This window comes from Synechococcus sp. N26 (assembly GCF_900473975.1).
Lineage (GTDB): Bacteria > Cyanobacteriota > Cyanobacteriia > PCC-6307 > Cyanobiaceae > Parasynechococcus.
In genome coordinates, this window is record NZ_UCNM01000010.1 from 103,547 (window position 1) to 129,075 (window position 25,529).

Sequence of the window (25,529 nt, forward strand, 5' to 3'; positions counted from 1 at the left end):
ACCCGATGAGTGACATGCGTCAGGTGCTCCCCGGTGCGCCAACCGCGCAATGGACACCGTGGGGCAGCTACCAGGACATCCTTGTGGACCGTTGCGCAGACGGCCTGGCGCGTGTGGCCATCAACCGCCCCGCCAAGCGCAACGCCTTCCGCCCGCAGACGGTTATGGAGCTCTGTGATGCCTTCACGCGCATCCGGGATGACCGTGACATTGGTGTGGTGCTGTTCACCGGCGTTGGTCCAGCCCCCGATGGTGGCTATGCCTTCTGTTCCGGCGGCGACCAGAGTGTTCGCGGCGACGGCGGTTACGTCGGTGAGGACGGCTTACCCCGCCTGAATGTGCTGGATCTGCAGCGCATCATTCGCAGCCTGCCCAAGGTGGTGATCGGCCTGGTGGCCGGCTATGCCATGGGCGGCGGCCAGGTGTTGCATCTGCTCTGCGATCTCAGCCTTGCTGCCGAGAACGCTGTGTTCGGCCAGACCGGCCCCAAGGTCGGCAGTTTTGATGGCGGCTTTGGTGCGGGCTACCTGGCGCGGGTGGTTGGCCAGCGCAAGGCCCGTGAAATCTGGTTTCTCTGCCGCCGTTATGGCGCCAAGGAGGCGTTGGAGATGGGGCTCGTCAACGCCGTGGTGCCGTTGGAGCAGTTGGAGGCGGAGGGGGTGCGCTGGGCCCGCGAGGTGCTGCAGCACAGCCCCACGGCCATCCGTTGCCTCAAGGCCGCATTCAATGCCGAAACCGATGGCCTCGCCGGGTTGCAGGAATTGGCGGGCAATGCCACCCATCTCTTTTATCGAACCGAAGAAGCCGTGGAAGGCCGCAATGCCTTCCTTGAGAAGCGGTCTCCGGATTTTTCCGAGACAGGCTGGTTACCCTGACGGGGATGCTTCCTCTTCCTCCGCCGGAACCGCTGGCCCTGCTGCAGGCGGCGGCTGAGGATTCCGTGACGGCAGGCCTGGCTTTACTGCCTCAGGATCTGCGGAGCAACAGCACTCGCCATGTGGTGATGTTGCGCGGCCGTCGCCGTTTGTTTCTGCTCGACAACGGCAGGCTGCGCAACGCCTTTCCGGTGGCCATCGGCATGCCCGGCTGGGAAACCCCACCGGACGCTTTGAAGTGCTTCAGAAGATCCCCAATCCGGTGTGGGTGCATCCGGTGAGTGGCGATCGGGTGGAGGAACAGGGGGTCAACAATCCCCTGGGCAGCTACTGGATCGCTTTCCATCGCGATTGCCGCGGCCGTGATGCCCATGACGGCGATGCCTGGATCACGATCAAGGGATGCACCACCACAGGGTTCCATGGCACCCCCCACCGCTGGACGGTGGGACGGGCCGTCTCTCATGGCTGTGTGCGGCTTTACAACGAGGATGTGCGTGCCCTGTATCGCCAGGTGTCGCTTGGAACTCAGGTGACGGTTCTTCCCTGACGGAACAGATTCCTAAATTCCCCTTAAAGTCGCCGCGCCAACGCCGATCTGAGACATGCGCATCCTCTTCGCTGCAGCGGAATGCGCCCCGATGATCAAGGTTGGAGGGATGGGCGATGTTGTTGGCTCTCTGCCCCCGGCATTGGCCAAGCTCGGCCATGACGTGCGCCTGATCATGCCGGGCTACGCCAAGCTCTGGAGCCGCCTCAACGTGCCGGCGGAGCCGATCTGGCGAGCCCAGACCATGGGCACCGAGTTCTCCGTCTATGAAACGAAGCATCCCACCAATGGGATGACGATCTACCTGGTGGGTCATCCGGTGTTCGACCCGGAGCGCATCTACGGCGGCGACGACGAGGACTGGCGCTTTACTTTCTTCGCCAGTGCTGCTGCCGAATTCTCCTGGAACGTCTGGAAGCCCCAGGTGCTGCATTGCCACGACTGGCACACCGGGATGATCCCGGTGTGGATGCATCAGGACCCGGAAATCAGCACGGTCTTCACCATCCATAACCTCAAGTACCAGGGCCCCTGGCGCTGGAAGCTCGATCGGATGACCTGGTGCCCCTGGTATATGCAGGGGGATCACACCATGGCCGCTGCCCTGCTCTACGCCGATCGCGTCAATGCGGTGTCGCCCACCTACGCCCAGGAGATCCGCACGGCGGAATACGGCGAAAAGCTGGAGGGTCTGCTCAACTTCGTCTCGGGCAAGCTGCGCGGCATCCTCAACGGCATTGATCTGGATGCCTGGGACCCAGCCACCGATCGCTCCCTGCCGGCAAACTTCAGCGCCGACGATCTTTCCGGCAAGGCGGTCTGCAAGAAGGTGCTCCAGGAGCGCATGGGGCTGGAGGTGCGGGAGGATGCCTTCGTCCTCGGCATGGTCAGCCGCCTCGTCGACCAGAAAGGAGTCGATCTGTTGCTGCAGGTGGCTGATCGGTTGCTGGCCTACACCGACACCCAGATCGTTGTGCTGGGCACCGGCGACCGGGGGCTCGAATCCGGGCTCTGGCAACTCGCATCCCGTCACCCCGGCAAGTGCGCCGTCTTCCTCACCTACGACGATGACCTGTCGCGGTTGATCTACGGCGGCAGCGATGCCTTCCTGATGCCCAGCCGGTTTGAGCCCTGTGGCATCAGCCAGCTATACGCCATGCGCTACGGCTCAGTGCCCGTTGTTCGCAAGGTTGGTGGTCTCGTTGACACTGTTCCGCCCCACATCCCCGCTGCCGACAGCGGCACAGGCTTCTGCTTTGATCGCTTTGAACCGGTCGACTTCTACACAGCCTTGGTGCGTGCCTGGGAGGCCTTCCGCCACCGGGACAGCTGGGTCGAGCTGCAGAAACGCGGCATGAATCAGGACTACAGCTGGGATCGTTCCGCGGTCGATTACGACCTCATGTACAAGGACGTCTGCGGCATCAAGGAACCCACCCCGGATGCTGCCTTGGTGGAACAGTTCTCTCAGGGGCAGGCTGCTGATCCTTCCCGTTCCGAGGGGCAGACTGAAGAGGCCAGGGTTCCTGCTGAGGTGACCTCCGCCGGTCGGAATCCCCTGAATCGTCTCTTCGGTCGTCGATCCAGTTGAGTTTGAGCGAGCCCGCCCGATCCGACTCCCCACCTGAAGCTCGTTCCGAGCTCCAGGGGGTGGAGCCATCGGGCAATCTCCCGGCTACCTACGTCAGCCCCTGGCAGGAGTTCGGCCGCAACCTGCAGGCGATGGCCGCCGATCTTCGGCTCAGGGGGCAGGAACTCTGGCGCCGCAATCGAGAGGGTGAGCTTTCGGTGCCAGGCTTCTGGCCCCGGGATCTGGCCCCCAGCTTCTGGCCACTGCTGCTGGTGCTGCTCCTGCTGCTGCCGCTGGCTGGAGTCCGCTTCTGGCAGGACCACGCCCGACCCGCCCCGCGTCCGGAGCCGGTCGTGGAGCAGCGGACGTCTCCCCTTGAGCTTCCCGTGCCGGAGCTGATTCCAGCTCCACAGCCCATGCTGCAGGAGCCATCCCCTCCGCTGGAAGCTGTGGATGCGGAGCCGGCTTTGGAACCATCGGAGCCGGAGCAGCCCCTCCAACCCCAACTCAGTTTCGATCCGCTGTTCGAGTTGTTTCAGGACAAGGCCGTCCCCGAAGGACTGCTCCGTTCAGCCAAGCCCGTTCCGGAGCAGGACCGCTTGCTGTTGGAGTTGTCTGTTGACGCTTGGCAGCAGTTGCCTCTCGATCAGCGCCAGAGCCTCTCCTCCAGTTGGCTTCAGTCGGCGTTCGAGCTGGATTACGCCAGTCTTCAGTTGGTCAATGAACAGGGCGATCTGCTGGGGCGGTCAGCTCGGGTTGGGGGCGGCATGATCCTGTTTGACCTCGGGTTGGTGGGATGACCCTGACGCTGCGTCAGCTGCTGGATGCCTGGGGAACGCCGCAGGGCTGCAGCTTTGAACCCGATGCACTGGTGCGACGGGTCTGCACCGACAGCCGACAGCTCCAGGCTGGTGATTTTTTTGTCCCCCTGGTGGGCGATCGCTTCGATGGTCATCATTTTCTCGCCCAACTGCCTGAACACAAGGTTCAGGCTGCTGTTGTGAGCCGCAGCTGGACTGAACCGTTGCCTTCGGGCCTGTTGCATTGGCGGGTGGACGACACACTGCTGGCCTATCAACAGCTGGCCTTGCTGCATCGCCGTGCCCTGGCCAAGCCTCTGGTGGCGGTGACGGGCTCAGCCGGCAAAACTACAACCCGGGAGTTGATTCGAGCTGTATTGGCTCCGCTGGGAGCGATTCAGGCCAGCGAAGGCAACAACAACAACGATGTTGGCGTTCCCCTCACCGTTCTGGGCTCCACTGCTGCTGATGCGGCTCTGGTGATTGAGATGGGCATGCGGGGGCCTGGGGAGATCGAGCGTCTCTCCCGCTGCACCGAGCCAGATCTTGCGGTGATCACCAACATCGGCACGGCCCACATCGGTCGTCTCGGCAGCCGTGAAGCGATTGCAGCGGCCAAATGTGAAATTACGGCTGGGTTGCATCCAAAGGGAACCGTTGTGATTCCCGCCGGTGATCCCCTGCTGGAGTCGGCTGTGGCGGCGGTTTGGTCCGGCCGCGTGCTGCGCGTGCGCCTGGCTGACGATCCCGAGGTCGAATCCGATCTGGTTGGAGACGTTAACGGCGACCAGTTGCTGATCGGTGCAGATCGTCTCCCGCTACAGCTGGAGGGGCGCCATAACGCCCGCAACCTGCTCTTGGCCGTCGCTGTTGCAGACCAGTTGGGCGTGTCCCGCCAGGCCTTGCAAGCCATGCAGGTGACGGTGCCGGGCGGACGCAACCGTCGCCTGCAGCAGGGTGGTTTGACACTCCTCGATGAGACCTACAACGCCTCGCCTGAGGCGGTGTTGGCGGCTCTTGACCTGCTGGCGGCGCAACCTGGGCGACGTTTTGCCGTGTTGGGCACCATGCTGGAGCTAGGGGAGCGCAGCCTGGAGCTGCATCAGGAGGTTGCCGCCCGCGCCGTGCAGCTGGGCCTGGATGGTCTGGTGCTGGTGGATGGCGGTGAGGAGGGCAAGGCGATGGCTGAAGTGGCGGCTCCCCTGCCCCGCCTGCAGCTGGTGTCGCACCCCGAAGACGCCGCAGCGCCCCTGGCTGCCTGGCTGAACTCCGGTGATGTTCTGCTGCTCAAGGCCAGCCGCGGTGTCGCCCTGGAACGGTTGATTCCGCTGTTGCCAAGTCTTTAGAAAGGCTGGATTAAACCTTTCGTTCCGCCCAGCCGTCCTTGGTCATCTGACGGGCGCGACCGATTGCCAGAGCGCCATCCGCCACATCCTTGGTGATCGTTGACCCGGCACCGATGGTGGCGCGTTCGCCGACGTTGATGGGGGCCACCAGCACGGAATTGGCACCGGTTTTGCTGTTGCTGCCGATCACGGTGCGGTGCTTGTTCACCCCGTCGTAGTTGGCGGTGATGGTTCCGGCCCCCACGTTGACCTTCTCCCCGAGTTGGGCGTCGCCGATGTAGCTGAGGTGGTTCACCTTGGTGCCAGCCCCCAGCTGGCTTTTCTTCACCTCCACAAAGTTGCCGATGCGGCAGCCATCACCGACATCGGCGGCCGGCCGCAGGTGAGCAAAGGGACCGATGGCAACGTCGTTGCCGACGTTGGCCTCTCGCACCACAGAGTGCACCACACTGACATTGGTCCCAACCGATGCGTCCTCGATCAGGCTGCCGGGGCCGATCCGGGAGTTGTCGCCAACCACGCAGCGGCCGCGGAAGTGGGTTTGCGGTTCGATCACCACATCGCGGCCGAAACTGCAGCCTTCGCTGAGGGTGCAGCTTTCGGGATCAACGAACGTGACCCCTTCATCCATCCAGTGGTGGCGCAGCCGTTGCTGCAGCAGGGCTTCGCACTGGGCCAGTTGCCGCCGGTTGTTGATGCCGTTCACCTCATCGGCATCGGCCACCTCCAGGTGCATGGCCTTCGGCAGCATCGCCACCGTGTCGGTGAGATAGAGCTCCCCCTGATCGTTGTCGGTGCTGAGCTTCGGCAGAACGTTGGCCAGGGCTGTCCAGTTGAAGCAGTAGATCCCGGCGTTGGTGAGGTTGTTGCTGCGTTGCTCGTCTGTGCAATCGCGATGCTCAATGATGCTGCTCACCTGGCCCTCGGCATCGGCGAACACACGCCCGTAACCGGTGGGATTCTCGAGCCGTGCCGTCAGCAGGGTGACATCGGCACCGCTGCCCCGGTGCTGTTGCACCAATGCGTCGACGGTTTCACGTCGCAGCAGCGGTACATCGCCGTTGAGCACGAGCAGTTCCCCTTCAAAGTCCTGCAGCGATGGGATCAGCTGTTGCACCGCATGGCCCGTGCCGTTCTGGGGCTGCTGCACAACAAATTCCAGGCCTCCGAGCGGTGCCAGCTGCTGCTCCACCCGTTCGGCTTGATGCCCAACGATCAGCAGCCGCCGTTCCGGTTGCAGGTTGCCGGCACTGGCGAGCACCCGTTCCACCAGGGTGGCTCCCGCCAGCGGTTGGAGCACTTTCGGGAGTGCGCTCTTCATGCGGGTGCCTTTTCCAGCGGCCAGTACGGCTACGGCAAGCATGCGGACCGAGGGGAAGACGGGCGGAATCTACCGGGCTCAGGACGGACTGTCCTTGCGCCAGCGCCTTTGCCAGGCATTGGTGGGTTCATAACCGCAATGCTCCTGTTCAAAGCGGCGGCGCTCAAGGATGTCTTCAGCTGTGGCGTTGCCCTGGGGATCACGAAATGGCACGGCCGCCCGGGTCTGCAGGTGTTCCCACTCCATCGCCGAGAGCTGGCGCCAACCGGGGCCGTCCAGAGGACAGGCGGCGTCTGCAGGCGTGGCCATGGTGCCGCTGCTCCATCCCACCCGTTCGCCCGGGGCCGGCAGCAGGGAATACATGCTCAATCCCGCTCGCTTCAGGCTCGCCCGCACCGCGGCGGAACGGCTGTAGGTGAGCAACCGTCCCTGCGGAGCCAAGCGCTGCGCCAGCGCTCCCAGGAATTCCTCGCTCCACAGTTCCGGGCAACGCTGGGGAGAGAAGGCGTCCAAAAGCACCAGATCAAAGCGAACGGGCTCGGGAATCTCCTGGAGCATCGATCGGGCATCGCCCCAGAGCTGGATCCCTTGGCTGTTGGGTTCTTGCCAGTTGTTGGGCTCTTTCCAGCAGCCGTGGTCGCGAATGGCTTCAAGTCTCGCCAGCACCGGGGCTGACCAGAGGGCTTTGAAGCTTGCCTGCTCCAAGGCTTGTTCCAGGGGGCGGCGGTCCAGCTCAAGCCCCCACCACCGCAGCTTCGGCCTTGCCGTCGGCAATGCTTCCAGCACAGCGGCCGTGTTGTAGCCGAGCCCCAGGCACACATCCAGGATCTTTAATTCAGTGCCGCTGCTGAAGCGCTGCAGCTCCGCGGGTTGGACGAACTTGGCCCGCGCCTCATTCAGGGCTCCCGCCGAGTTGTGAAAGGCCTCGCCGAAGTGATCGCTATGCAGGCTGAAGCTGCCATCCGCCGTCGGATAGACGCGGAGCGCACCGAGCTCAGCAGCGGAGCCGTTCAAGTTCGTCCCAGAACGAGGGATACGACACGGCTGCAGCTTCGCTTCTCGCGAGGCTCGAGTTGCCGTCGGCGAGCATGGCCGCCACGCCGAGGCTCATCGCCACCCGGTGATCGGTTTCGCTGTCCAGCACGGCTCCCTTGAGCGGTCGACCGCCGCGGATGGTCATGCCGTCCTCATGCTCATCAATGTCGGCACCCATGGCCTTGAGCTGACGCGCCATCACCGCCAGCCGATCGGTTTCCTTCACCCGCAGTTCAGACGCTCCACTGATCCGGCTTTCGCCCTCGCAGAAACAGGCGGCGACGCTGAGGATCGGCACTTCATCCACGAGGCGGGGCATGATCTGCTCGCCGAAGTTGAAGGGCTTCAATGGGCCGTGGGTCACCCGCAGATCGCCCACCGGTTCGCCCGCCACGTCGCGGGGGTTTAGCACCTCGATCCGGGCACCCATCTGCTCCAGCACCTCCAGGATCCCGGTGCGTGTTGGATTCAGCCCCACGTTTTCGATGGTGAGATCGGCACCTGGAATTAGGGCTCCAGCCACAAGCCAGAAGGCCGCCGAGCTGATGTCACCAGGGACCACCACGTTCTGGCCCTGCAGGGTGGCGCCGGGACGCACGCTGATGTGCCGTCCCATTTCGCCGCCAACGGTGAGATCAGCACCAAAGGCCTTCAGCATCCGCTCGCTGTGATCACGGGACTGGGCCGGTTCGATCACCGTGGTCGGGCTCTCGGCCGTGAGCGCAGCCAGAAGCAGGGCTGATTTCACCTGAGCACTGGCCACGGGCGTGCCGATCACCGTTCCTTTCAGCTGCCGCCCCTGCACCGCCAGCGGCGCCAGGTTGCCCCCATCACGGCCACGCACTTCCGCACCCATTGAGGCCAACGGTTGGCCCACCCGGCGCATCGGGCGGCGGCGCAGGGAGGCATCGCCATCCAACACGAAGTGGCGACCGTCGCGGCCCGCCAGCAGGCCCAGCATCAAACGCATCGTGGTGCCGGAGTTGCCGCAGTCGAGCACTTCTGCTGGCTCCTGCAATCCGTCCAGGCCAACCCCTTCAACGGTGACGATGCCGCCATCGGTGATCAGGCTGATGCTGACGCCCATCGCCCGCAGGCAGGCGGCGGTGCTCAGGGGGTCTTCGGCCGGGAGCAGACCATCAATGGTTGTGGTGCCCTCTGCGATGGCGCCGAACAGCAGCGATCGGTGCGAGATCGATTTATCGCCTGGAACCTTCACCCGTCCCTGGAGGGTTCCTCCGGCCTTGAGCTCACGGGGTTCGTCGGATTGGCCTGTGCCGCTCAAGGTTGTTTCGTCGTTGGGCTGATCCTATTGGCCGGTCTTCAGGCCCTGAATCAGGCGATCGAGGGCATAGCCGAAGAGGCTGGGGTCGGGGTCGTCGGTGCCGAGGTCCTCCAGACCCAGCTTGGCCCAGCGGTCGCTGACCCGCTGTTCCAGATCCGCCGGACGGCTGAGGGGTTCGCCCCATTCGTGATTTTTCTCAGGTCCCACCTTGGTGGTGGCATCAATGGCCAGTCGTCCCCCCAGGCCCAACTGCTCGCTGGCGAAGTCAAGGGTGTCGAAGGGGGTGTTTTCCAGTGTGAACAGGTCGCGCTGGGGATCCACCTGGGCCGCGATGGCCCAGACCACCTGACGCGGGTCGCGCACGTTGATGTGACTGTCCACCACCACAACGAACTTGGTGTAAGTGAATTGCGGCAGGGCACTCCAGAAGGCCATGGCAGCACGCTTGGCCTGCCCCGGATAGGCCTTGTCGATCGAGATCACCGCCAGCTTGTAGCTGAGCGCTTCCATCGGCAGGAAGAAGTCGGTGATCTCTGGGATCTGCTGCCGCAGGATCGGCGTGTAGATCCGGTTCAGCGCGATGGCCAGCATCGCTTCTTCCTTGGGAGGACGGCCGCTGAAGGTGGTGAGAAACACCGGATCCCGCCGTTGGGTCATGCAGTGGAAGCGCACCAGAGGTGAGTCCTCCACACCGCCGTAGAACCCCATGTGATCCCCGAAGGGGCCATCCGGCAGCACTTCACCAGGGGTGATCGTTCCCTCCAGCACCACTTCGCTGTGGCTGGGCACCTGCAGGTCGATGGTTTTGCAGGGGGCCAGACGCACCCCTTCTCCGGCATAGATGCCTGCGAACAGCCACTCGCTGAGTTGCACCGGGATCGGTGTGGCTGCGGCCATCACCAGCAGCGGGTGCACGCCGATGGCCACTGCCACCTCCAGCTTCTTGCCCATGGCGGCTGCCTTGCGCAGGTGACGGGCACCACCGCGCACGCTCAACCAGTGCACGGTCATCGTGTTCACCGACTGCTTCTGAAGCCGGTAGACACCCACGTTGGGGACTCCGGTTTCGGGGTCTTTGGTGATCACCAGTCCAAGCGTGATCACGCCCCCTGCATCCCCTGGCCAGGGCCGGATCAGGGGGATGTTGTCGAGATCAACCTCATCGCCACGGAACACCTGCTGACGGCAGGGGGGTGTGAGGTCGCGGTCGGGCTTGGCCTTGACCAGGTCCCAGAAGACCCGCGCGAACTGTTTGGTTTCCTCCAGCCCTTTGGGGGGGCGGGGTTGCTGCAGCAGGGCCAGGCGTGACCCCAGCTCCTCCAGCTGCTCGGCCCGTTCGAGGCCCATGCTCCACACCACCCGTTCCACGGTGCCGAGGGTGTTGACGGCCACCGGCATCGACGAGCCGATCACGTTCTCGAACAGAAGAGCGGGCCCCCCTTGGCTCAGCACCCGGTCTGCAATGGCCGCCAGCTCAAGGTCGGGATCCACCGGTGCCGTGATCCGGCGCAACTGGCCGCGGTCCTCGAGCAGCTTCAGGAAGCCCCGCAGATCTCGGGTGGCCGGACCGGATTGGAACAGGGCCATGGGATGACGGTCTCGGCGCAAGCGGTCTCGGTACTGTGTCGCACGCCGGTGTTCAGCGTGGCCATGCAGATCTCCTACTTCCATGTGCCGGCAGAGATGCCGCAGGACCTTCGCCCCGATGCGGCGGTGGTGATTGATGTGCTGCGGGCCACCACCACCATTGCCTGGTCGTTGCACAACGGTGCCGAGGCGGTGCAGGCCTTCGCCAGCCTCGACGATCTGCGCGCTGCTGCAGCGGCATGGCCTGCCGATGCGCGGCTGCTCCTTGGCGAGCGCGGTGGGCAGATGCTCGAGGGGTTTGACCTGGGCAATTCACCCGTTGCCGCGACGCCTGAGCGGGTGGCTGGCAAGCGTCTGTTCATGAGCACCACCAATGGCACACGGGCGCTTGATCGTGTCCGGGAGGTTCCTCTGCTGTTAACGGCGGCGTTGCCAAACCGTGAAGCCGTGGCCCAGCGCTTGCTGGCGAAACAACCCAGTCACGTGGCGATTGTCGGCAGCGGTTGGGAGGGGGCCTATTCCCTCGAGGATTCTCTGGCCGCTGGTGCCTTGGGCCATCGCTTGCTGGAGCTGGATCCCACCGGGAGTAGTGCCGCCAACGACGAACTCACAGCAGCGGTCTCCCTCTGGCGTCAGTGGCAATCCGAACCAGAGGCTTGTCTTCGCACGGCAACCCATGGTCAGCGCTTGATTCGCCTGGGCGATCACGATGCGGATTTCCGCTGCTGTGCTGGCCTCGATCAGCTCAGTGTCGTTCCGACACAGGTCGAGCCTGGGGTGCTTCGGGCGGCCTGACCCTCACTAAAGTTCGCCCACCTGATCAGTGCATGTGAGCGACTTCCTGGCGGCTGCTGTCCAGCTGACGAGTGGTCAGGACCTGGAGCTCAACTTCAATGCAGCTGAAGAGCAGATCGATCTGGCTGCCCGCCGTGGTGCCGAGCTGATCGGCCTGCCGGAGAATTTCGCCTTCATGGGCGAGGACAGCCGGCGACTGGAGCTGGCTCCCACCCTGGCGGAGCAGAGCAGTCGCTTCCTGGTGACCATGGCGCGTCGCTATCAGGTGGCGCTGCTGGGTGGTGGCTTTCCTGTGCCGGTGGGTGATGGATCGCGAACCCTGAACCGCGCTGAGCTTGTCGACCGTGACGGCATGCTCCTGGGCCGTTACGACAAGATTCACCTCTTTGATGTCGACCTGCCGGACGGCAACACCTACCGCGAGTCGGCAACGGTGAACCCAGGCAGGGATCTGCCTCCGGTCGTTGAGATTCCTGGTCTCTGCAAGGTGGGGCTGTCCATTTGCTACGACGTGCGGTTTCCTGAGCTCTATCGCCATCTCGTCGGTGCCGGCGCAGACCTGTTGATGATTCCTGCGGCATTCACGGCCTTCACCGGAAAAGACCACTGGCAGGTGCTTTTGCAGGCCAGAGCCATTGAAAACACGGCCTATGTCCTCGCTCCGGCTCAGACCGGTGTCCACCATGGTCGCCGTCAGAGCCATGGTCACGCCCTGGTGATTGATCCCTGGGGAACGGTCCTCGCGGATGCGGGTGTCCAGGCGGGAGCCGCCATTGCTCCGGTGAACACCAACCATCTCGGTCATGTTCGGGGTCAGATGCCGAGCCTTCGGCACCGCCAACCCACGCTGTTCTGAGCGCCATGGCTCCGGCCTCGTCCCGACGGATGGCCTGGCTTTTGGCCGCAGCCCTGCAGTGCATGGCCTTCACCCAGGCGTTGCCTGCCCGAGCCGCGAGTGCCTTGGCCGCCTGGGCCTTCACCGAGGAGGGGGTGCTCAAGCTGCGCACCAGCCGGAACGCTCGCTTGGAGGCGTTTTTTCAGGCTGCCAGCGATGGCCGCGGCACCCGGGTCTGGATTGATATTCCAGGTGAGCTGAGATTCCCGCGGCGTCTGGCGGGGCGCGGTGCCGTCCGTGAGATCCGGCTGGGCAAGCCCCGCGCGGGTGCCACCCGTCTGGTGGTGGAATTCCGCCCTGATGTGGATCTCAACCCCAACGATCTGCGCCTGCGTGGAACCGCTCCGGACCGTTGGGAACTTGTGTTTACCGGCCTGCCCACCCGCGGCTTGGATGATTTCGGTGAAGGCGACCTCAGCGGTCGTGCCACGGCCTGGCTCCCACCGGGTGGATTCCGTCCCACCCGCACGCCGGTGGATCCTTCCGGGCTGCCCACCGTGGCCCGCAACCGTTATCGCATCGTGATCGACCCCGGTCATGGGGGGCCTGATCCGGGGGCCATCGGCATCGGCGGTCTGCGCGAGACCGACGTGGTTTTGGATGTGTCGCTGCAGGTGGCCGACCTTCTGCGGGCGAGGGGCGTGGACGTGCGCTTGACCCGCACCCGTGAAGTGGATGTGGACCTGCCGCCGCGGGTGTCCCTGGCAAACCGCAGTGGGGCCACGGCCTTCGTGAGCATCCATGCCAATGCCCTGAGCATGAACCGCCCGGATGTGAACGGGATCGAGACGTTCTTCTTCTCGGACCCCCGTTCTGGACGCCTCGCGTCCTATCTGCAGCAGCAGATGATGGATGTGTCCCCCGGAACACCGAACCGCGGCGTCAGACGTGGTCGCTTCTTCGTGATCCGGCGCAGCACCATGCCTTCGGCTCTGGTGGAGATGGGATTCGTCACCGGGGCAATTGATGCGCCGCGTCTGGCCAAGGCCGACCATCGCCGCCGCCTGGCCTTGGCCCTGGCGGCCGGCATCCTCAACTACCTCAAGCAGGAGGTGCGATGACGAAGCAACTGCTGGGGTTCTTCGACAGCGGCCTCGGTGGCCTGACGGTTCTGCGTCGGGTGCTCGATCGCCATGGACCGGTGCCCTGCGTGTACCTCGGTGACACGGCCCGGGTTCCCTATGGCAACCGTCAACCGGATGACATCCGGCGCATCGCTGCAGAAGTGGTGGGTTGGTTGCGTGACCAACAGGTCTCCACGGTGGTGATGGCCTGCAACACCACCAATGCCCTGGCGAGGGATGTGGCCGAGGGACAGGCCGGGGTGCCGGTGATCGGTTTGATCGGCGCCGCCGCAGCGATGTTGGAAACGCGCCGTGTTGGCGTGCTGGCCACACCAGCCACCGTGGCCTCCTCGGCCTACCGGGCCAGCATCGAAGCGCTTCATCCCGGCTCGGTGGTGATCGAGCAGGCCTGTCCTGCCTTTGTGCCTTTGATCGAAGCCGGCGAGATGAACAGCGACGACATGCGTCGTTCGGCCCAGGCCTATCTCGAACCCCTGCTGGCGGCTTCCGTGGACTCGATCGTGCTGGGTTGCACCCATTACCCGTTATTGGTGCCGCTGTTGCGTCAGCTGCTGCCGGAGTCGGTCCAGATTATTGACCCGGCCATCGGTGTTGCCCGTCAGCTGGATGCCGTTCTGGGGCCACCGGCGCGGATCTCGCCGGCTCCAAGGCCGTTTTCCCTGGAGAGCTGCCGCTTCTGCGTCACCGCAGACCCCGATGGCTTCGCTGTGCGCGCCACCCCCTGGCTGGGCCAGCGGCCTGCCGTCAGCCTTCAGCTGCTGCAGGACTGAGCATGGGACCACTAGGATCGCGGCGCCGAGGGGAGTCATGAGCACCGTTACCGAGCTACTCCAACCGGTAGAGACAGATCTTGAAACCCTGCTCGGAGACCTGCGCAGCCTGATCGGGGCAGGTCACCCCATCCTCCAGGCCGCTGCCGAGCATCTGTTCAGCGCCGGTGGCAAGCGGTTGCGCCCCGGAATTGTTCTGCTTCTGTCGCGGGCCTTGTCCGCGCAGGGAGAGCTCTCGCCCCGCCACCGCCGCCTGGCTGAGATCACTGAAATGATCCACACGGCCTCGCTCGTTCACGACGATGTGGTGGATGAGGCTTCGACTCGGCGCGGGGTGGACACGGTCCACAGCCGGTTCGATGCCCGGGTTGCTGTTCTTGCCGGCGACTTCCTCTTCGCTCAGGCCAGCTGGCACCTTGCCAATCTCGATGACCTCGACGTGGTCAAGCTGCTTAGTCGCGTGATCATGGATCTCGCGGATGGGGAGGTGAAGCAGGGCCTCTACCGCTTCGACACGGCCCAAACCTTTGAGACTTACCTCGAAAAGAGCTACTGCAAGACGGCATCCCTGATTGCCAACAGCTGCCGTGCCGCAGGCGTGCTCAGCGGCTGCTCACCCTCCCACCTCGACAGCCTCTACCAATTCGGTCGCCAGTTGGGCCTGGCCTTCCAGGTGGTGGATGACATCCTCGATTTCACCGGGAGCGACCAGCAGCTCGGCAAGCCCGCCGCCAGTGATCTCGCTAGCGGCTATCTCACGGCTCCCACCTTCTATGCCCTTCAGGAGCATCCATCGCTGCAGCCGTTGATCGATCGCCAGTTCTCCGAGCCCGGTGACCTGGACAAGGCACTGGAGATGGTTCGGGCCTCCAAGGCGATTGAACGCACCCGTGAGCTGGCGGAAACCTTTGCCCGCGAATCCCGGGAATCGATCGCTTGGCTGCCGGAGTCTGCGGCGCAACGCGCCTTGATGGAACTGCCGGACTTTGTCCTCAGCCGCCTGTACTGAGCTGCGACTTCAAGTCAACAGCCTCCACACAACAGCCAGGCTGTTGATGGCACAGGGGTTGGTGTTCAGGTCGGGTTGGTCTGAGCCCTTGGGGCTCACCAGCCAGACCTGACACCCAGCGCCAAGGGCTGATTGGCTGCCGGCCTGGGAATCCTCCAGGGCCCAGCAGTTGCTTGGGTTGAGCCCCAACCGGTGGGCAGCAAGTCGAAAGGGTGCGGGGTCGGGTTTGCCCGCGTTGAGCTCGGGATCGTCGCCGTAGACCCGTTCCTGGATTAGCTCCAGCCAGGGATGGGGTGCTGCTTTGAATGCAACGGCCTCGCTGCTGCTGCTGGTGACCAGTGCCATGGGGATGCCCCGGTTGTGGCAATGCGCCACCAGCTCCTGCGCGGCAGGCATCGGGGCAGCATCCGGAAGCAGGGCACGCACGATCGGCTGCTGCACCGCCAACAGCGCATCCGCGCCCACCGGTTTCGCCAGCCATGCATCCACCTGGGCCGCACAGTCGAGCCGGCGACGGCCCTTCAGCTGCATCAACTGGGCCTCGCTCAGCTGGGTGCCGAAGTGGGCCGCGGCTTCCCACCAGCCCCGGCCATGCAGCGGCTCGGTGTCGAGCAGAAGCCCATCCAGATCGAACAGGCATGCGGCAGGTGGCAGTTTCATCCCGGGATGGCGATGCCCAGCTCAATCGTTTCGCATCGACTGCATCATCGTCCGACGGATTGATACGGGACCTGGATCAGCGGGGTCCTGCTCCTTACCCTTCCAGGAGAAGCACTGCGCAGTCTGCTGTGACCGACGCCAACACCACCATCGAAAGCGTGCTGCAGGAGCAGCGGGTGTTCGAGCCGCCAGCAGACACCTCCGCAAAAGCGCGCATCGGCAGCCTCGAGGCTTACCGGGCCATGGCCGATGCCGCCAAAAACGATCCTGATGCGTTCTGGGGTGAGGCCGCCCGTCGAGAACTGCATTGGTTCGAGCCCTTCCACACCGTGCTCGATTGGTCGAATCCTCCGTTCGCGCGCTGGTTTGAGGGTGGCACCACGAACCTCTCCTACAACTGCCTGGACCGTCATCTCGATGGGCCAACGGCGCAGAAGACAGCGTTGATCTGGGAGGGAGAACCGGGGGATGTGCGCCGGTTCACTTACCAGGAACTTCATGTCGAGGTGTGCAAAGCCGCCAATGGCCTCATGGCCATGGGCATCGGCAAGGGTGACCTTGTGGCGCTCTACATGCCGATGGTGCCGGAAGCGGCGATCGCCATGCTCGCCTGCGCGCGCATAGGTGCACCCCATTCAGTGGTGTTCGGCGGCTTTTCCGCCGAAGCCCTGAGGGATCGGCTCAACGATGGTGAAGTGAAAGCGGTGATCACCGCTGATGGCGGCTTCCGCAAGGACAAGCCGGTGTCACTCAAGCCCGCGGTGGATGCGGCGCTGGCCAATGGCGCCTGCCCCTCGGTGACCGGCGTGCTTGTGGTGCAGCGCACCAAGCAGAACGTGGAGATGGTCTCCGGTCGCGATCAGTGGTGGCATGACCTGGTGGAGGGTCAGAGTGCCGACTGCCCCGCTGAGCCGATGGCCAGCGAGGACCGACTGTTCGTGCTCTACACCTCCGGCTCCACCGGCAAGCCCAAGGGCGTTGTGCACACCACCGCCGGCTACAACCTCTGGGCCCACCTCACCTTCCAGTGGATCTTCGACATCCGGGATGAGGATGTCTTCTGGTGTACGGCCGATGTGGGTTGGATCACCGGCCACAGCTACATCGTCTACGGCCCCTTGTCGAACGGTGCCACGACGGTGATGTACGAGGGTGCGCCGCGACCGTCCAAGCCCGGTGCCTTCTGGGAGTTGATCCAGAAACACAAGATCTCGATCTTCTACACGGCTCCCACCGCCATCCGGGCGTTCATGAAGAGCGGCCGCTCCGTTCCGGATCAGTTCGACATGAGCAGCCTCCGGCTGCTCGGCACCGTCGGCGAACCGATCAATCCGGAGGCCTGGATGTGGTATCGCGACGTGATTGGAGGCAACCGCTGCCCGATCGTCGACACCTGGTGGCAGACCGAAACCGGCGGGGTGATGATCAGCCCCCTGCCGGGGGCAACGCCCACCAAACCCGGCTCCGCCACCCTGCCCCTGCCCGGCATTCAGGCCGACATCATCGATGCGGAAGGCAACAGCTGCGGTGCCGATGAAGGCGGCTACCTGGCGGTGCGTGCCCCCTGGCCTGGAATGATGCGCACCGTGCATGGCAACCCCCAACGCTTCCGCGAGAGCTATTGGGAGCACATCCGTCCTGCCGATGGGTCCTACCTCTATTTCGCCGGGGACGGTGCCCGTCGGGATGCCGATGGCTACTTCTGGGTGATGGGTCGCGTCGATGACGTGATCAACGTCTCAGGCCACCGTCTCGGCACGATGGAAATTGAATCAGCGCTCGTCAGTCACCCTGCGGTGGCGGAGGCGGCCGTCGTGGGTCGGCCCGACGACCTCAAGGGTGAAGGCATCGTGGCCTTCGTCACCCTGGAGGCGGGCCGCGAGGGCGATGACGCCCTGGTGAAGGAGTTGCGCGCCCACGTGGGAACGGAAATCGGTCCGATTGCCCGGCCGGACGAGATCCGTTGCAGTGATGCCCTGCCCAAGACCCGCAGCGGCAAGATCATGCGCCGGATCCTGCGAGCCCTGGCGGCGGGTCAGGAGGTGAGTGGCGACACCAGCACCCTGGAAGATCGCTCCGTGCTGGATCGCCTCAGGGCCTGATCGCCTGGCCGATGGTTCGGCTCAGCTGACGGATGACCGCCACCCGCCTGGGGTCATCCGCCCAGTCTCCGAGAAAGCTGCGCCGCAGCCCTGCACTGGCCGGGGTGAGGTGATCACCGGGCAGCTCCAGGGTTGAGCTGGCGTCGGAAGCACGTTCTCGCAGGGCCTGGATCAGATCGCCGCTTTGATCCAGTTCATCGCGCCCGAAGCGCACCACCAGGTTCCGCTCCTGTTGGTAGTGGCGGCTGATCAAGCGAAGCGTTTCAGCTGGGCTTGGGCTGAACTCGGTTTCCACCCCGAGCCTTGGTGCCAGTTCCCCCAGGAGCGGAATCGAGCGATCGGCGTTGAAGTTGTTGAAGCTCAGGGCCACCAGAGCCCTGCTGCCTCGCCCCCCATCGGGTGCCAGCAGGTGAAGCTTGCATCCCAGGCTGTGGCCAAGCCGCAGCGGAGCCCCAAACGTCCCGCAGCGCTCCTCAAGTTGGCGACGCGCAGAGCGGAAGGCACTCCAGGCATCGCGGGCCTGACGTTGATGATCGAACCCGGGTACATAGGCCCAGGCATGCACCGCCAACCCATCCGTCGCTAGCTCTTCCAGCAGCCTGCGGTAGCTGATCTGGGGGGTGGCTGCCAGATAGCTGCCGCCGATGAATTCGATCAATCCCGTGGGTTCGGCCGGCCGCAGTTGCCAGATCGAGCCCAGCTGACGCCAGTTGGCCATGCTCAACCGCGCAGCTGATTCAGCACTTGCTGTGCTTCACGCACGTGGGCCGGGCCATCCAGGAGGTTGCTGAAGGTGTGGCGGATCACTCCCTCGCCATCAACGATGTAGGTGACACGACCGGGCAGCAGGCCAAGGGCTTTGGGCACACCCATCTCGCGGCGCAGGGCGTTGTTGCGGTCGCACAGCAGCGGAAACGTGAGGTTGTGGCGGCTGGCGAAACGGCGGTGGCTGACGGCGTCATCACCGCTGATGCCCCAGACCTCTGCATCGAGGGCAGCAAAGCTCTCTGCGTTGTCGCGGAAGCTGCAGGCTTCAGCTGTGCAGCCAGGTGTGTCGTCCTTGGGATAGAAAAACAGCACCAGCCAGCGGCCCTGCACCGAAGCGGGAGTGCGAAGGTCGCCGTTCTGATCCTCCAGGCTGAAGGAGGGGAGCCGGTCGCCGATCCCGAGGGCCATTCGATTGAAATGAAGAGGTTGAACCCTAGGCAGCAGGCACCTTGCCCGGGGCGGGAGAATCAGGGGCGGGAGGAGTCACTGCGCCATGCCTGAACAGCTCGATTTGCTTGCGGGATTTTCAAGGCCTCAGGCGGAGCCCCAAACAGCGGCAATGCCGATGCCTGTTCCGCCAGCCGCTGAACCCGAGGCCAAGGTTGATCAGACCGAGGACGCGCCAAAGGCCTCACCCACCACCCTGCTGATCATCGACACCGAAACCTCCGGTCTGGATCCGCAGCAGGACCAATGCCTGGAGGTGGGCTGCATTTTGTTTGATGTGCCGAGTCGTTCGGTGCTGGCCCAGCAATCGTTTCTTTTGCCGGTGGACTCCAACGCGGCAGAGGCGATCAACCGGATTCCCGCCGCCGTCACCCGCAGGCCTCAGCCCTGGCGGGAGGCGCTGGTGTGGTTTGAGCATCTGCTTGAAGCTGCCGATCTGCTGGTGGCCCATAACGCGGCCTTCGATCGCCAGTGGTTCGGTCTTGGCGTTGTGCCGGCCACCGCAACACCGTGGCTTTGCACCATGGAAGACATCCGCTGGCCGGCGGAGCGTCAGCTGCGTTCGCGGCCTTCGGTGCGGGACCTCGCCCTGGCCTACGGCGTTCCGGTTTGGGCGGCCCACCGCGCCCTCAGCGATTGCATCTACATCGCGGAAGTCTTCGCCCGCTGCGACGACCTGGAGCAGTTGTTGGAGCGGGGCTTGGAACCCCGCCAGTTGATGCGTGCCCGGGTGTCGTTCGACGAACGCCACCTCGCCAAAGCAGCGGGTTTCCGTTGGAACGATCCGATCAAGGGGGCCTGGACCCGTCGTTTGAGCGATCGTGAGGTGGCGGAGCTGGAGTTTCCGGTCTCCCCCGTTGAGGTCGAAGCCGATCGCCTCAGCGCCTGAGCCTGCGCATTTGCTTCAGCACTCCGAAGCGTCTGGGTGATTTTGCAGAGAGTGCTGCTGAATGCAGCAGGCTGAAGCCATGACGGCTTTTCTGCATCCCCATCAACGCCCCATCCGCTCTCGCCTGCGTCAATGGCAGCAGGTGCGCACCTGGGCACGTTTGATCCGTGAAGCCGAGGCGCTCTGGCATGTGGATGTGCGTGCCCTGCGCCGCATGGGGGCGTATGAACTCAGCCAGTTGATTGAGGAGGTTCCCGCCCCCCACCGCAAACGGGTGAACCGCTGGCTGCGCTGTTATGCGGTGGCAACACGGCTCACCGTCGCCTCCACCGTCGTGCCCACCGTGTAGGCCACCTCTGAGCCTGGATCAACGACGCGGGAGGATGGAGCAAATCACTCAAACGGTTTTGGCACATCGTTCCCTGGTTGTTTCAAACCTGAGCGTTCTCGCTGTTGGCCTCGCCGCCTGTGGCGGCAGTTCCAGTGTGTCCAGCCTCAATGCGGCGGGGGCCTCCTTCCCCGCCAAGGTGTATCAGAGCTGGTTCGCCGAGCTCGCCGGCTCCGGCGGAATCAAGGTGAACTACCAGGCGGTGGGTTCCGGTTCCGGCCGCAAAGCCTTCATCGATGGCACCGTGGATTTCGCCGCTTCGGACGACCCGATCAAGGAGGCTGACCGCAAGCAGGTGAGCCAGGGGGTGGTTCAGATCCCGATGGTGGGGGGAACGATCGCCTTCGGTTACAACAAACCGGGTTGCGAGCTTCAGCTCACCCAGCAACAGGCTGTGGAGGTGGCCATCGGCCGCATCAGTGATTGGAAGGAGCTCGGCTGTGAAGCGGGCACGATCACCTGGGTGCACCGCTCGGACGGTTCTGGCACCACCAAGGCCTTCACCAACTCGCTGCAGACCTTTTCAACGGATTGGACCCTCGGAAGCGGCAAATCGGTGAAATGGCCGGTTGGCGTGGGTGCCAAGGGCAACTCGGGCGTTGCCGGGGTGATTGACAACCGGGTCGGCGCGATCGGCTACGTGAATCAGTCGTACATCAAGGGGAATGTGCAGGCTGCTGCGCTGCAGAACAAATCCGGGGAATTCCTCACGCCCTCCGTGGAGGCTGGTGCCAAAGCCCTCAACGGCATCGAGCTTGATCAGTACCTGGCGGGCAGCAACCCAAACCCCTCCGCTGCCGGTGCCTACCCCATCGCAACACTCACCTGGGTGTTGGCCTATGCCGAGGGCAATGGTGCCAAGGCTGAAGCTGTGAGGAAAGTCTTCAACTACATGCTGGAAGATTCCACCCAGGAGGGTGCTGCGGCCCTGGGCTTTGTACCTCTCCGGGGCAGCATCCTTGAAAAATCCCGCAGTGCGGTGGCAGGCATTCAGCCTTGAATGCGAACCCTCGATGGGTGAACGACATGCCCCGGTTTGGATGACCAAACCGGGGTTTTTTGAAGGTTTAAACAGGGTTTTATGGTTCCTTAACCATCGTTAATGGCCGCATAACGACAGGTGGTTTGCACACCGATTAGGTCTTGGTTGCTACAGCCTCTTTCCTCTTTCGGTTGTCGTGATGCGCATTGCACAAAAGGCCCTCCTCGCCTCGTCCCTGCTTGTCCTCGGGGCAGGTATGTCAGCTTCTGCAGCTCCCAAGCTGAACGGCGCTGGCGCCTCCTTCCCGGCCAAGATCTACCAGCGTTGGTTCGCCGACCTGGCCAAGGCTGGCGGCCCTCAGGTCAACTACCAGGCCGTGGGTTCCGGTTCCGGCCGTAAAGCCTTCATTGACCAGACCGTGAACTTCGGTGCATCGGATGATCCGATGAAGAAGAAGGACATGGCCAAGGTCACCCGTGGTGTGGTTCAGATCCCGATGGTGGGTGGCACCATCGCCTTCGGCTACAACAAGCCCGGTTGCAACCTGAAGCTCACCCAGGAGCAGGCCGTCAAGGTTGCCATGGGCATGATCAAGGACTGGAAGGAGCTCGGCTGCAAGCCCGGTACCCTCACCTGGGTGCACCGTTCCGATGGCTCTGGCACCACCAAGGCCTTCACCAACTCCATGCAGGCCTTCTCCAAGACCTGGACCCTCGGCACCGGTAAGTCCGTGAAGTGGCCTGCTGGCGTTGGCGCCAAGGGCAACTCCGGTGTGGCTGGCCTGATCCAGAACCGTGAAGGCACGATCGGTTATGTGAACCAGTCGTACATCAAGGGCAAGGTGGTTGCCGCCGCTCTCCAGAACAAGTCCGGTGAGTTCCTCAAGCCCTCTGTGGCTGCGGGTGCCAAGGCCCTCAATGGCATCAGCCTGGACAAGGACCTGGCAGGCAAGAACCCCAACCCCACCGCCAAGGGCGCGTACCCCATCGCAACCCTCACCTGGGTTCTGGCGTATAAAACCGGCAACGGAGACAACGCCAAGGTGGTTCAGGACGCCTTCAACTACATGCTGAGCGACGCTGCTCAGAACAAGGCTCCTTCCCTGGGCTTCGTTCCACTCAAGGGCGACATCCTGGCCAAGTCCAAGGCCGCTGTGAACAAGATCGGCAAGTGATCTTGGCTTGAATTGGTTTTTCAAAACCAAACATCAAAGGGGGCCCCTCGGGGCCCTTTTTTTATGGGCTGAATGATTCGAGTTGCGATCAGTGTTAGAGCCTTCTTAACCGAATCTCCCCCGAATCTCTCCCAGCTCTTTGTTGGGAATCGATGTTGTCCTCAATACAGTTTTCTGGATTCACGGGATTCCAAATGCTTGCTACTCCATCGGCTGATCTGAGTTCAACAGCTCTTGGTTTCAAGGCGTTTCTTGAAAACAGCTACGACAATCGCAATGTTGTTCATGTCACCGCGGGAAGTTTCGTTCCTCTGCTGAAGAACAGTGTTTGGTTTGTGGTGCGCGGCATGGTGAAGCTCGGGGCGCTGTCGGTGCATGGCGACGAGCTGGTGCTTGGCCTGGTGGGTCCCAACGAACCCTTCGGTGCCGCATTCACCAATGTGGAGGCCTATGAGGCTGTAGCGCTCACCGATTGCGATCTGCTCTGCTGCAATCTGGCGGAGCTCGAGCAGTCTCCTCAGTTAGCGCTTGGTTTGGCCAAGGCCATGGCCGCCCGCTACCGCCAGGCGGAGTCGCTCCTGGCCCTGCTGGGGCTGCGTCGCGTTGAAGAACGGGTCCGGGGCTTTTTGGAGCTGCTCGCCACGGACTTTGGCGAACCCTGTGAGGCTGGGTTGCGGCTCAACCTTCGCCTGACCCATCAGGAGATCGCCAGTGCCCTGAGCACCACACGGGTGACCGTGACCCGCGTGTTGGGGCAGTTGCGGGATGAAGGCTGGCTTCAGATTGATGCCTCCAGGCATCTGGTGGTGACCGGCGCTGGTCGCCGCTGAAGGCAAAAAAAAGCCGGCGAAACCGCCGGCTCAATCCCTGAAGTATTGATGTTCAGGTGGGGAAATAAGACGGTTGAATCGGAGCGGCGGGATTTGAACCCACGACCCCCACTACCCCAAAGTGGTGCGCTACCAAGCTGCGCCACGCCCCGTCAGATTTAAGTTATCACAGTGCATCCCGGCGTCTGAGTCGCCTGAGCAACCGAGTGGTGAGCTGGTCTCTCGTTGCGGATCCGTAGTGGTACAGCCGCAGTTCTGCGGCGGCCTGGCGAAGCTCAGCCAGGGTCATCGCCGCCAGACGCAGCTCGGGCAGGGTGCGCCAGGCTCTCGAGCGCATCGGGAGTGAGGCAGGGCCTTTGGCCTGGCCCAGATTCAGGGTTCCATCCGCCAGCCATTCGGGGATGAGCACCACCAGAACGGCGATCAAGCCATAGAGCTCGACCAGCCCCCTCGGCAGGGGATGCAGTTGACGCTGCTCGGATCGATCAGGCCGTTCACTCACCGCAGAACGGAGGGGTCCTTATTGCCCCACGATCGCACCAACAGGAAGCGAGCCCGCCGGTTGGTGGTCAGATTGCCAAAGGTTTTGTAGTGGGTTGGGGGGTCTCCCGCCACAGCATCGGAGACTGCTGCTCTCGATTGAAGGAGACACTGCCGAGGATCAGGCCCAGAACCAAAATCAAGGTGAGGGCGATCGCCAGGATCACCTGCCGATCAGACCAGGGCTCGGGCATGACATGGGTCGGGACCTTGTTCATTTTGGCCGAATCAGCCCAGGGCGATCGGGCTGTTGTCGGATCGAAGCACGCAGTGACTGATGGACCAGTCGTACTTGTCCCAGACCTGCTTTGGGAGTTTGTAGTTCGACCCCTCGAAGTCACCAAGCAGCGTTTGGGTTGGCATCGCGGAGCAGTAGGGGCGGCTGCCAGGTTTGGCGAGGTATTGCTGGTGGTAGTCCTCGGCGAAATAGAACGTCTGGTCCGCCAGGATTTCGGTGGTGATGGCCCCGTAGCCCTTGGCCGAGAGGGCGAGTTGATAGGCATCCCGGCTGGCCAGGGCCAGTTGCAGATGCTCCGGATTGAACGTGTAGATGGCTGATCGGTATTGGCTGCCGGTGTCGTTGCCTTGCCTGTTGCCCTGGGTGGGGTCGTGGCACTCCCAGAACAGTTTCAGCAGGTCGCTGAAGTCGAGGGCTGGTCGGCTCCACACCACACGCACTACTTCCGTGTGTCCTGTTCTGCCGGAGCAGACCTGGTTGTAGGTGGGTTGCTCGGTCTGGCCGCCCGCATACCCCACAGCAGTGCTCACCACCCCAGGCAGTCGCCAGAACCCTTTTTCAGCACCCCAGAAGCATCCACAGGCAAAGATTGCTTCCTCCTGGTCGGCCGTCAGGGGTGCCTTCAGCGGCGTTCCCAACACGGCGTGCGTTGCCGGGGCCGATGATTCGGCGCTGCCGCGGGGAGACAGCCAGGAAGGAAGCATGTTGGTTGCGTTGGTCCGCAGAGCTTAGGCAGCGGATTCAGCGCAGTGATGCTGCCGCGTCGAGGGCCATCTGTGAACTTTCAGTGATGGCTCCCCAAGTGAGGGGTACATAGGGAACGAATCAAAGCTTGGCTTGAAGAGTGGTTCTTCTTTGAACAATGTTCTGCAGAAAGGTGTTGATTGTTTGTCAGTGGTTTTCAGCCTGAATGGCGCTGTTGCTGAGCTGTCCCAAGACGAGTCTGCGGGTCAGGTACATTTGATTGTTGACACTATTGGGAATGTCATCAGGGGTGGAGGAGATTGTGCCGATGGCGGGCTATGGCCAGAAAGAAGACGAATTGGATGGATTAATCAATTGCAAGCCATTGATTGATGGCTTGTTGATGAAGAAAGCTGTTTCTAAGAAACAAAAACAGGTGGTTCATTCTGTTGAACCAGAAAGCGCACCTGCGCCAGGACTGTCTGCCCTCAATCGCTGTGCAGGATGAAACGAGCTTCTGCTGATGGCCGACCAAGGGAAAGTTGTCTCGTCCTGCGGAACCATCGCGGGATAGCCGTTCCGGACGTGTTGACAGGCCCTCGTTTCTTGTTGCCGTTGATGCTCAGGACGCGTTGGCTTCGCCCTCAACTGGGTTGAGCTGGATGTGATTCAGCAGCGTTGTGACGAAGGCAAAGAGCAGAAACGGCAGGCTGAGCACTAAAATAAGCCCCACTCCCACCAGCGCAAATACCGGTCGCGACGAGCCCATCAGGGCAAGCCCCGCAGCCAGGCTCACAAAAATGACGGCCATCCAGGCCAGCACCTGTCCATAGATATCTCCAAAGGTGAGCGTGCAGCGCACCGCGAAGGGGGATCCGCTGGTCATAAGCAAGGAGTTGCCTTC

At 63.2% G+C, this 25,529-nt stretch carries 29 protein-coding genes and 1 tRNA gene; 18 read left to right on the forward strand and 12 right to left on the reverse strand.

Annotation, left to right across the window (positions count from 1 at the left end; all coding sequences use genetic code 11):
• Positions 1-5 precede the first annotated feature (5 nt).
• Genes menB through murF form a run of 6 tightly spaced genes read left to right on the forward strand, consistent with a single transcriptional unit; the run spans position 6 to position 5,141 of the window.
• Complete coding sequence (menB, locus tag DXY33_RS08255) at positions 6-875, forward strand: 1,4-dihydroxy-2-naphthoyl-CoA synthase (protein WP_114988990.1); 870 nt, start codon at positions 6-8, stop codon at positions 873-875.
• Positions 876-880: 5 nt separating this feature from the next.
• A complete protein-coding gene (locus DXY33_RS12705; RefSeq protein WP_244275959.1) occupies positions 881-1,156 on the forward strand; it encodes a L,D-transpeptidase in 276 nt (91 codons plus the stop codon).
• Positions 1,114-1,425, forward strand: a complete 312-nt coding sequence (locus tag DXY33_RS12710) for a L,D-transpeptidase (protein WP_244275960.1) — start codon at positions 1,114-1,116, stop codon at positions 1,423-1,425. The genes DXY33_RS12705 and DXY33_RS12710 overlap by 43 nt, the downstream gene beginning before the upstream one ends.
• A gap of 55 nt (positions 1,426-1,480) precedes the next feature.
• Positions 1,481-3,016: a glycogen synthase GlgA gene (glgA, locus tag DXY33_RS08265; RefSeq protein ID WP_115132483.1), complete on the forward strand. Its 1,536-nt coding sequence runs from the start codon at positions 1,481-1,483 to the stop codon at positions 3,014-3,016.
• 2 nt (positions 3,017-3,018) lie between these two features.
• Positions 3,019-3,795, forward strand: a complete 777-nt coding sequence (locus DXY33_RS08270) for a hypothetical protein (protein ID WP_244275962.1) — start codon at positions 3,019-3,021, stop codon at positions 3,793-3,795.
• Positions 3,792-5,141 (forward strand): UDP-N-acetylmuramoyl-tripeptide--D-alanyl-D-alanine ligase, encoded by a 1,350-nt coding sequence (murF, locus tag DXY33_RS08275; protein WP_115132484.1) that lies wholly within the window; start codon positions 3,792-3,794, stop codon positions 5,139-5,141. The genes DXY33_RS08270 and murF overlap by 4 nt, the downstream gene beginning before the upstream one ends.
• Positions 5,142-5,151: 10 nt before the next feature.
• On the opposite strand, the gene glmU is transcribed toward murF, so the two are convergent.
• The 4 genes from glmU to DXY33_RS08295 are packed head-to-tail and all read right to left on the reverse strand — an operon-like array spanning position 5,152 to position 10,369.
• Positions 5,152-6,504, reverse strand: a complete 1,353-nt coding sequence (glmU, locus tag DXY33_RS08280) for a bifunctional UDP-N-acetylglucosamine diphosphorylase/glucosamine-1-phosphate N-acetyltransferase GlmU (RefSeq protein WP_115132485.1) — start codon at positions 6,502-6,504, stop codon at positions 5,152-5,154.
• 36 nt (positions 6,505-6,540) lie between these two features.
• Positions 6,541-7,476, reverse strand: a complete 936-nt coding sequence (locus DXY33_RS08285) for a tRNA (5-methylaminomethyl-2-thiouridine)(34)-methyltransferase MnmD (protein WP_115132486.1) — start codon at positions 7,474-7,476, stop codon at positions 6,541-6,543.
• On the reverse strand, positions 7,457-8,782 hold the full coding sequence (gene aroA / locus DXY33_RS08290; RefSeq protein ID WP_115132487.1) for a 3-phosphoshikimate 1-carboxyvinyltransferase: 1,326 nt from the start codon (positions 8,780-8,782) through the stop codon (positions 7,457-7,459). Before aroA ends, DXY33_RS08285 begins: the two co-directional genes overlap by 20 nt.
• A gap of 24 nt (positions 8,783-8,806) precedes the next feature.
• Entirely contained in the window at positions 8,807-10,369 is a 1,563-nt protein-coding gene (locus DXY33_RS08295; RefSeq protein ID WP_115132488.1) for a UbiD family decarboxylase, read from the reverse strand.
• Between the two features lie 63 nt (positions 10,370-10,432).
• Between DXY33_RS08295 and DXY33_RS08300 the strand changes: the two genes are divergently transcribed.
• From DXY33_RS08300 to sds, 5 genes are read left to right on the forward strand one after another with little or no spacing between them, the layout of a single operon-like run.
• The gene (locus tag DXY33_RS08300) at positions 10,433-11,164 is read left to right on the forward strand and encodes a 2-phosphosulfolactate phosphatase family protein (protein ID WP_115132489.1); all 732 of its coding nucleotides are present in this window, start codon (positions 10,433-10,435) and stop codon (positions 11,162-11,164) included.
• Positions 11,165-11,198: 34 nt separating this feature from the next.
• A complete protein-coding gene (locus DXY33_RS08305) occupies positions 11,199-12,020 on the forward strand; it encodes a carbon-nitrogen hydrolase family protein (RefSeq protein ID WP_115132490.1) in 822 nt (273 codons plus the stop codon).
• Positions 12,021-12,025: 5 nt separating this feature from the next.
• A complete protein-coding gene (locus DXY33_RS08310; protein WP_115132491.1) occupies positions 12,026-13,120 on the forward strand; it encodes an N-acetylmuramoyl-L-alanine amidase in 1,095 nt (364 codons plus the stop codon).
• Positions 13,117-13,914: a glutamate racemase gene (murI, locus tag DXY33_RS08315; protein ID WP_115132492.1), complete on the forward strand. Its 798-nt coding sequence runs from the start codon at positions 13,117-13,119 to the stop codon at positions 13,912-13,914. The genes DXY33_RS08310 and murI overlap by 4 nt, the downstream gene beginning before the upstream one ends.
• Positions 13,915-13,951: 37 nt before the next feature.
• Positions 13,952-14,923 (forward strand): solanesyl diphosphate synthase, encoded by a 972-nt coding sequence (sds, locus tag DXY33_RS08320; RefSeq protein ID WP_115132493.1) that lies wholly within the window; start codon positions 13,952-13,954, stop codon positions 14,921-14,923.
• A gap of 9 nt (positions 14,924-14,932) precedes the next feature.
• Here sds and DXY33_RS08325 read toward each other — a convergent pair whose 3' ends face one another.
• A complete protein-coding gene (locus DXY33_RS08325; protein ID WP_115132494.1) occupies positions 14,933-15,583 on the reverse strand; it encodes an HAD family phosphatase in 651 nt (216 codons plus the stop codon).
• A gap of 128 nt (positions 15,584-15,711) precedes the next feature.
• Between DXY33_RS08325 and acs the strand changes: the two genes are divergently transcribed.
• Complete coding sequence (gene acs, locus DXY33_RS08330; RefSeq protein WP_115132495.1) at positions 15,712-17,685, forward strand: acetate--CoA ligase; 1,974 nt, start codon at positions 15,712-15,714, stop codon at positions 17,683-17,685.
• Here acs and DXY33_RS08335 read toward each other — a convergent pair.
• Together DXY33_RS08335 and DXY33_RS08340 are read right to left on the reverse strand one after the other, a co-directional pair.
• On the reverse strand, positions 17,675-18,403 hold the full coding sequence (locus DXY33_RS08335) for a DUF1350 family protein (protein WP_115132496.1): 729 nt from the start codon (positions 18,401-18,403) through the stop codon (positions 17,675-17,677). The genes acs and DXY33_RS08335 overlap by 11 nt on opposite strands.
• A gap of 2 nt (positions 18,404-18,405) precedes the next feature.
• Positions 18,406-18,861 carry a peroxiredoxin gene (locus DXY33_RS08340; protein WP_114989006.1) on the reverse strand — a complete coding sequence of 152 codons (456 nt, stop codon included), beginning with the start codon at positions 18,859-18,861 and terminating at the stop codon, positions 18,406-18,408.
• Between the two features lie 85 nt (positions 18,862-18,946).
• Here DXY33_RS08340 and DXY33_RS08345 point away from each other — a divergent pair, with 85 nt between their 5' ends.
• From DXY33_RS08345 to DXY33_RS08365, 5 genes are all read left to right on the forward strand, one after another.
• Entirely contained in the window at positions 18,947-19,789 is an 843-nt protein-coding gene (locus DXY33_RS08345) for a 3'-5' exonuclease (protein ID WP_115132497.1), read from the forward strand.
• A gap of 79 nt (positions 19,790-19,868) precedes the next feature.
• Positions 19,869-20,138: a hypothetical protein gene (locus DXY33_RS08350; protein ID WP_115132804.1), complete on the forward strand. Its 270-nt coding sequence runs from the start codon at positions 19,869-19,871 to the stop codon at positions 20,136-20,138.
• Between the two features lie 34 nt (positions 20,139-20,172).
• On the forward strand, positions 20,173-21,177 hold the full coding sequence (gene pstS, locus DXY33_RS08355) for a phosphate ABC transporter substrate-binding protein PstS (protein WP_115132498.1): 1,005 nt from the start codon (positions 20,173-20,175) through the stop codon (positions 21,175-21,177).
• Between the two features lie 181 nt (positions 21,178-21,358).
• Positions 21,359-22,333 (forward strand): phosphate ABC transporter substrate-binding protein PstS, encoded by a 975-nt coding sequence (gene pstS, locus DXY33_RS08360; RefSeq protein WP_115132499.1) that lies wholly within the window; start codon positions 21,359-21,361, stop codon positions 22,331-22,333.
• Positions 22,334-22,527: 194 nt separating this feature from the next.
• The gene (locus tag DXY33_RS08365) at positions 22,528-23,163 is read left to right on the forward strand and encodes a Crp/Fnr family transcriptional regulator (RefSeq protein WP_115132500.1); all 636 of its coding nucleotides are present in this window, start codon (positions 22,528-22,530) and stop codon (positions 23,161-23,163) included.
• A gap of 78 nt (positions 23,164-23,241) precedes the next feature.
• Here the strand turns inward: DXY33_RS08365 and DXY33_RS08370 are convergent.
• The 4 genes from DXY33_RS08370 to msrA all read right to left on the reverse strand — a co-directional run bounded on the left by DXY33_RS08370 (position 23,242) and on the right by msrA (position 24,645).
• Positions 23,242-23,315: transfer RNA gene (locus tag DXY33_RS08370), tRNA-Pro, on the reverse strand.
• Between the two features lie 14 nt (positions 23,316-23,329).
• Positions 23,330-23,665, reverse strand: coding sequence for a hypothetical protein (locus tag DXY33_RS08375; RefSeq protein WP_115132501.1), 336 nt, complete (start codon positions 23,663-23,665; stop codon positions 23,330-23,332).
• 67 nt (positions 23,666-23,732) lie between these two features.
• Positions 23,733-23,921 (reverse strand): hypothetical protein, encoded by a 189-nt coding sequence (locus DXY33_RS12025; protein ID WP_136975443.1) that lies wholly within the window; start codon positions 23,919-23,921, stop codon positions 23,733-23,735.
• Positions 23,922-23,931: 10 nt separating this feature from the next.
• Positions 23,932-24,645, reverse strand: coding sequence for a peptide-methionine (S)-S-oxide reductase MsrA (msrA, locus tag DXY33_RS08380; RefSeq protein ID WP_115132502.1), 714 nt, complete (start codon positions 24,643-24,645; stop codon positions 23,932-23,934).
• A 290-nt stretch (positions 24,646-24,935) separates the two neighbouring features.
• Here msrA and DXY33_RS08385 point away from each other — a divergent pair, with 290 nt between their 5' ends.
• Positions 24,936-25,133: a hypothetical protein gene (locus DXY33_RS08385; RefSeq protein WP_136975444.1), complete on the forward strand. Its 198-nt coding sequence runs from the start codon at positions 24,936-24,938 to the stop codon at positions 25,131-25,133.
• 114 nt (positions 25,134-25,247) lie between these two features.
• Here DXY33_RS08385 and DXY33_RS08390 read toward each other — a convergent pair whose 3' ends face one another.
• Positions 25,248-25,511 (reverse strand): hypothetical protein, encoded by a 264-nt coding sequence (locus DXY33_RS08390; RefSeq protein ID WP_011364125.1) that lies wholly within the window; start codon positions 25,509-25,511, stop codon positions 25,248-25,250.
• Positions 25,512-25,529 lie beyond the last annotated feature (18 nt).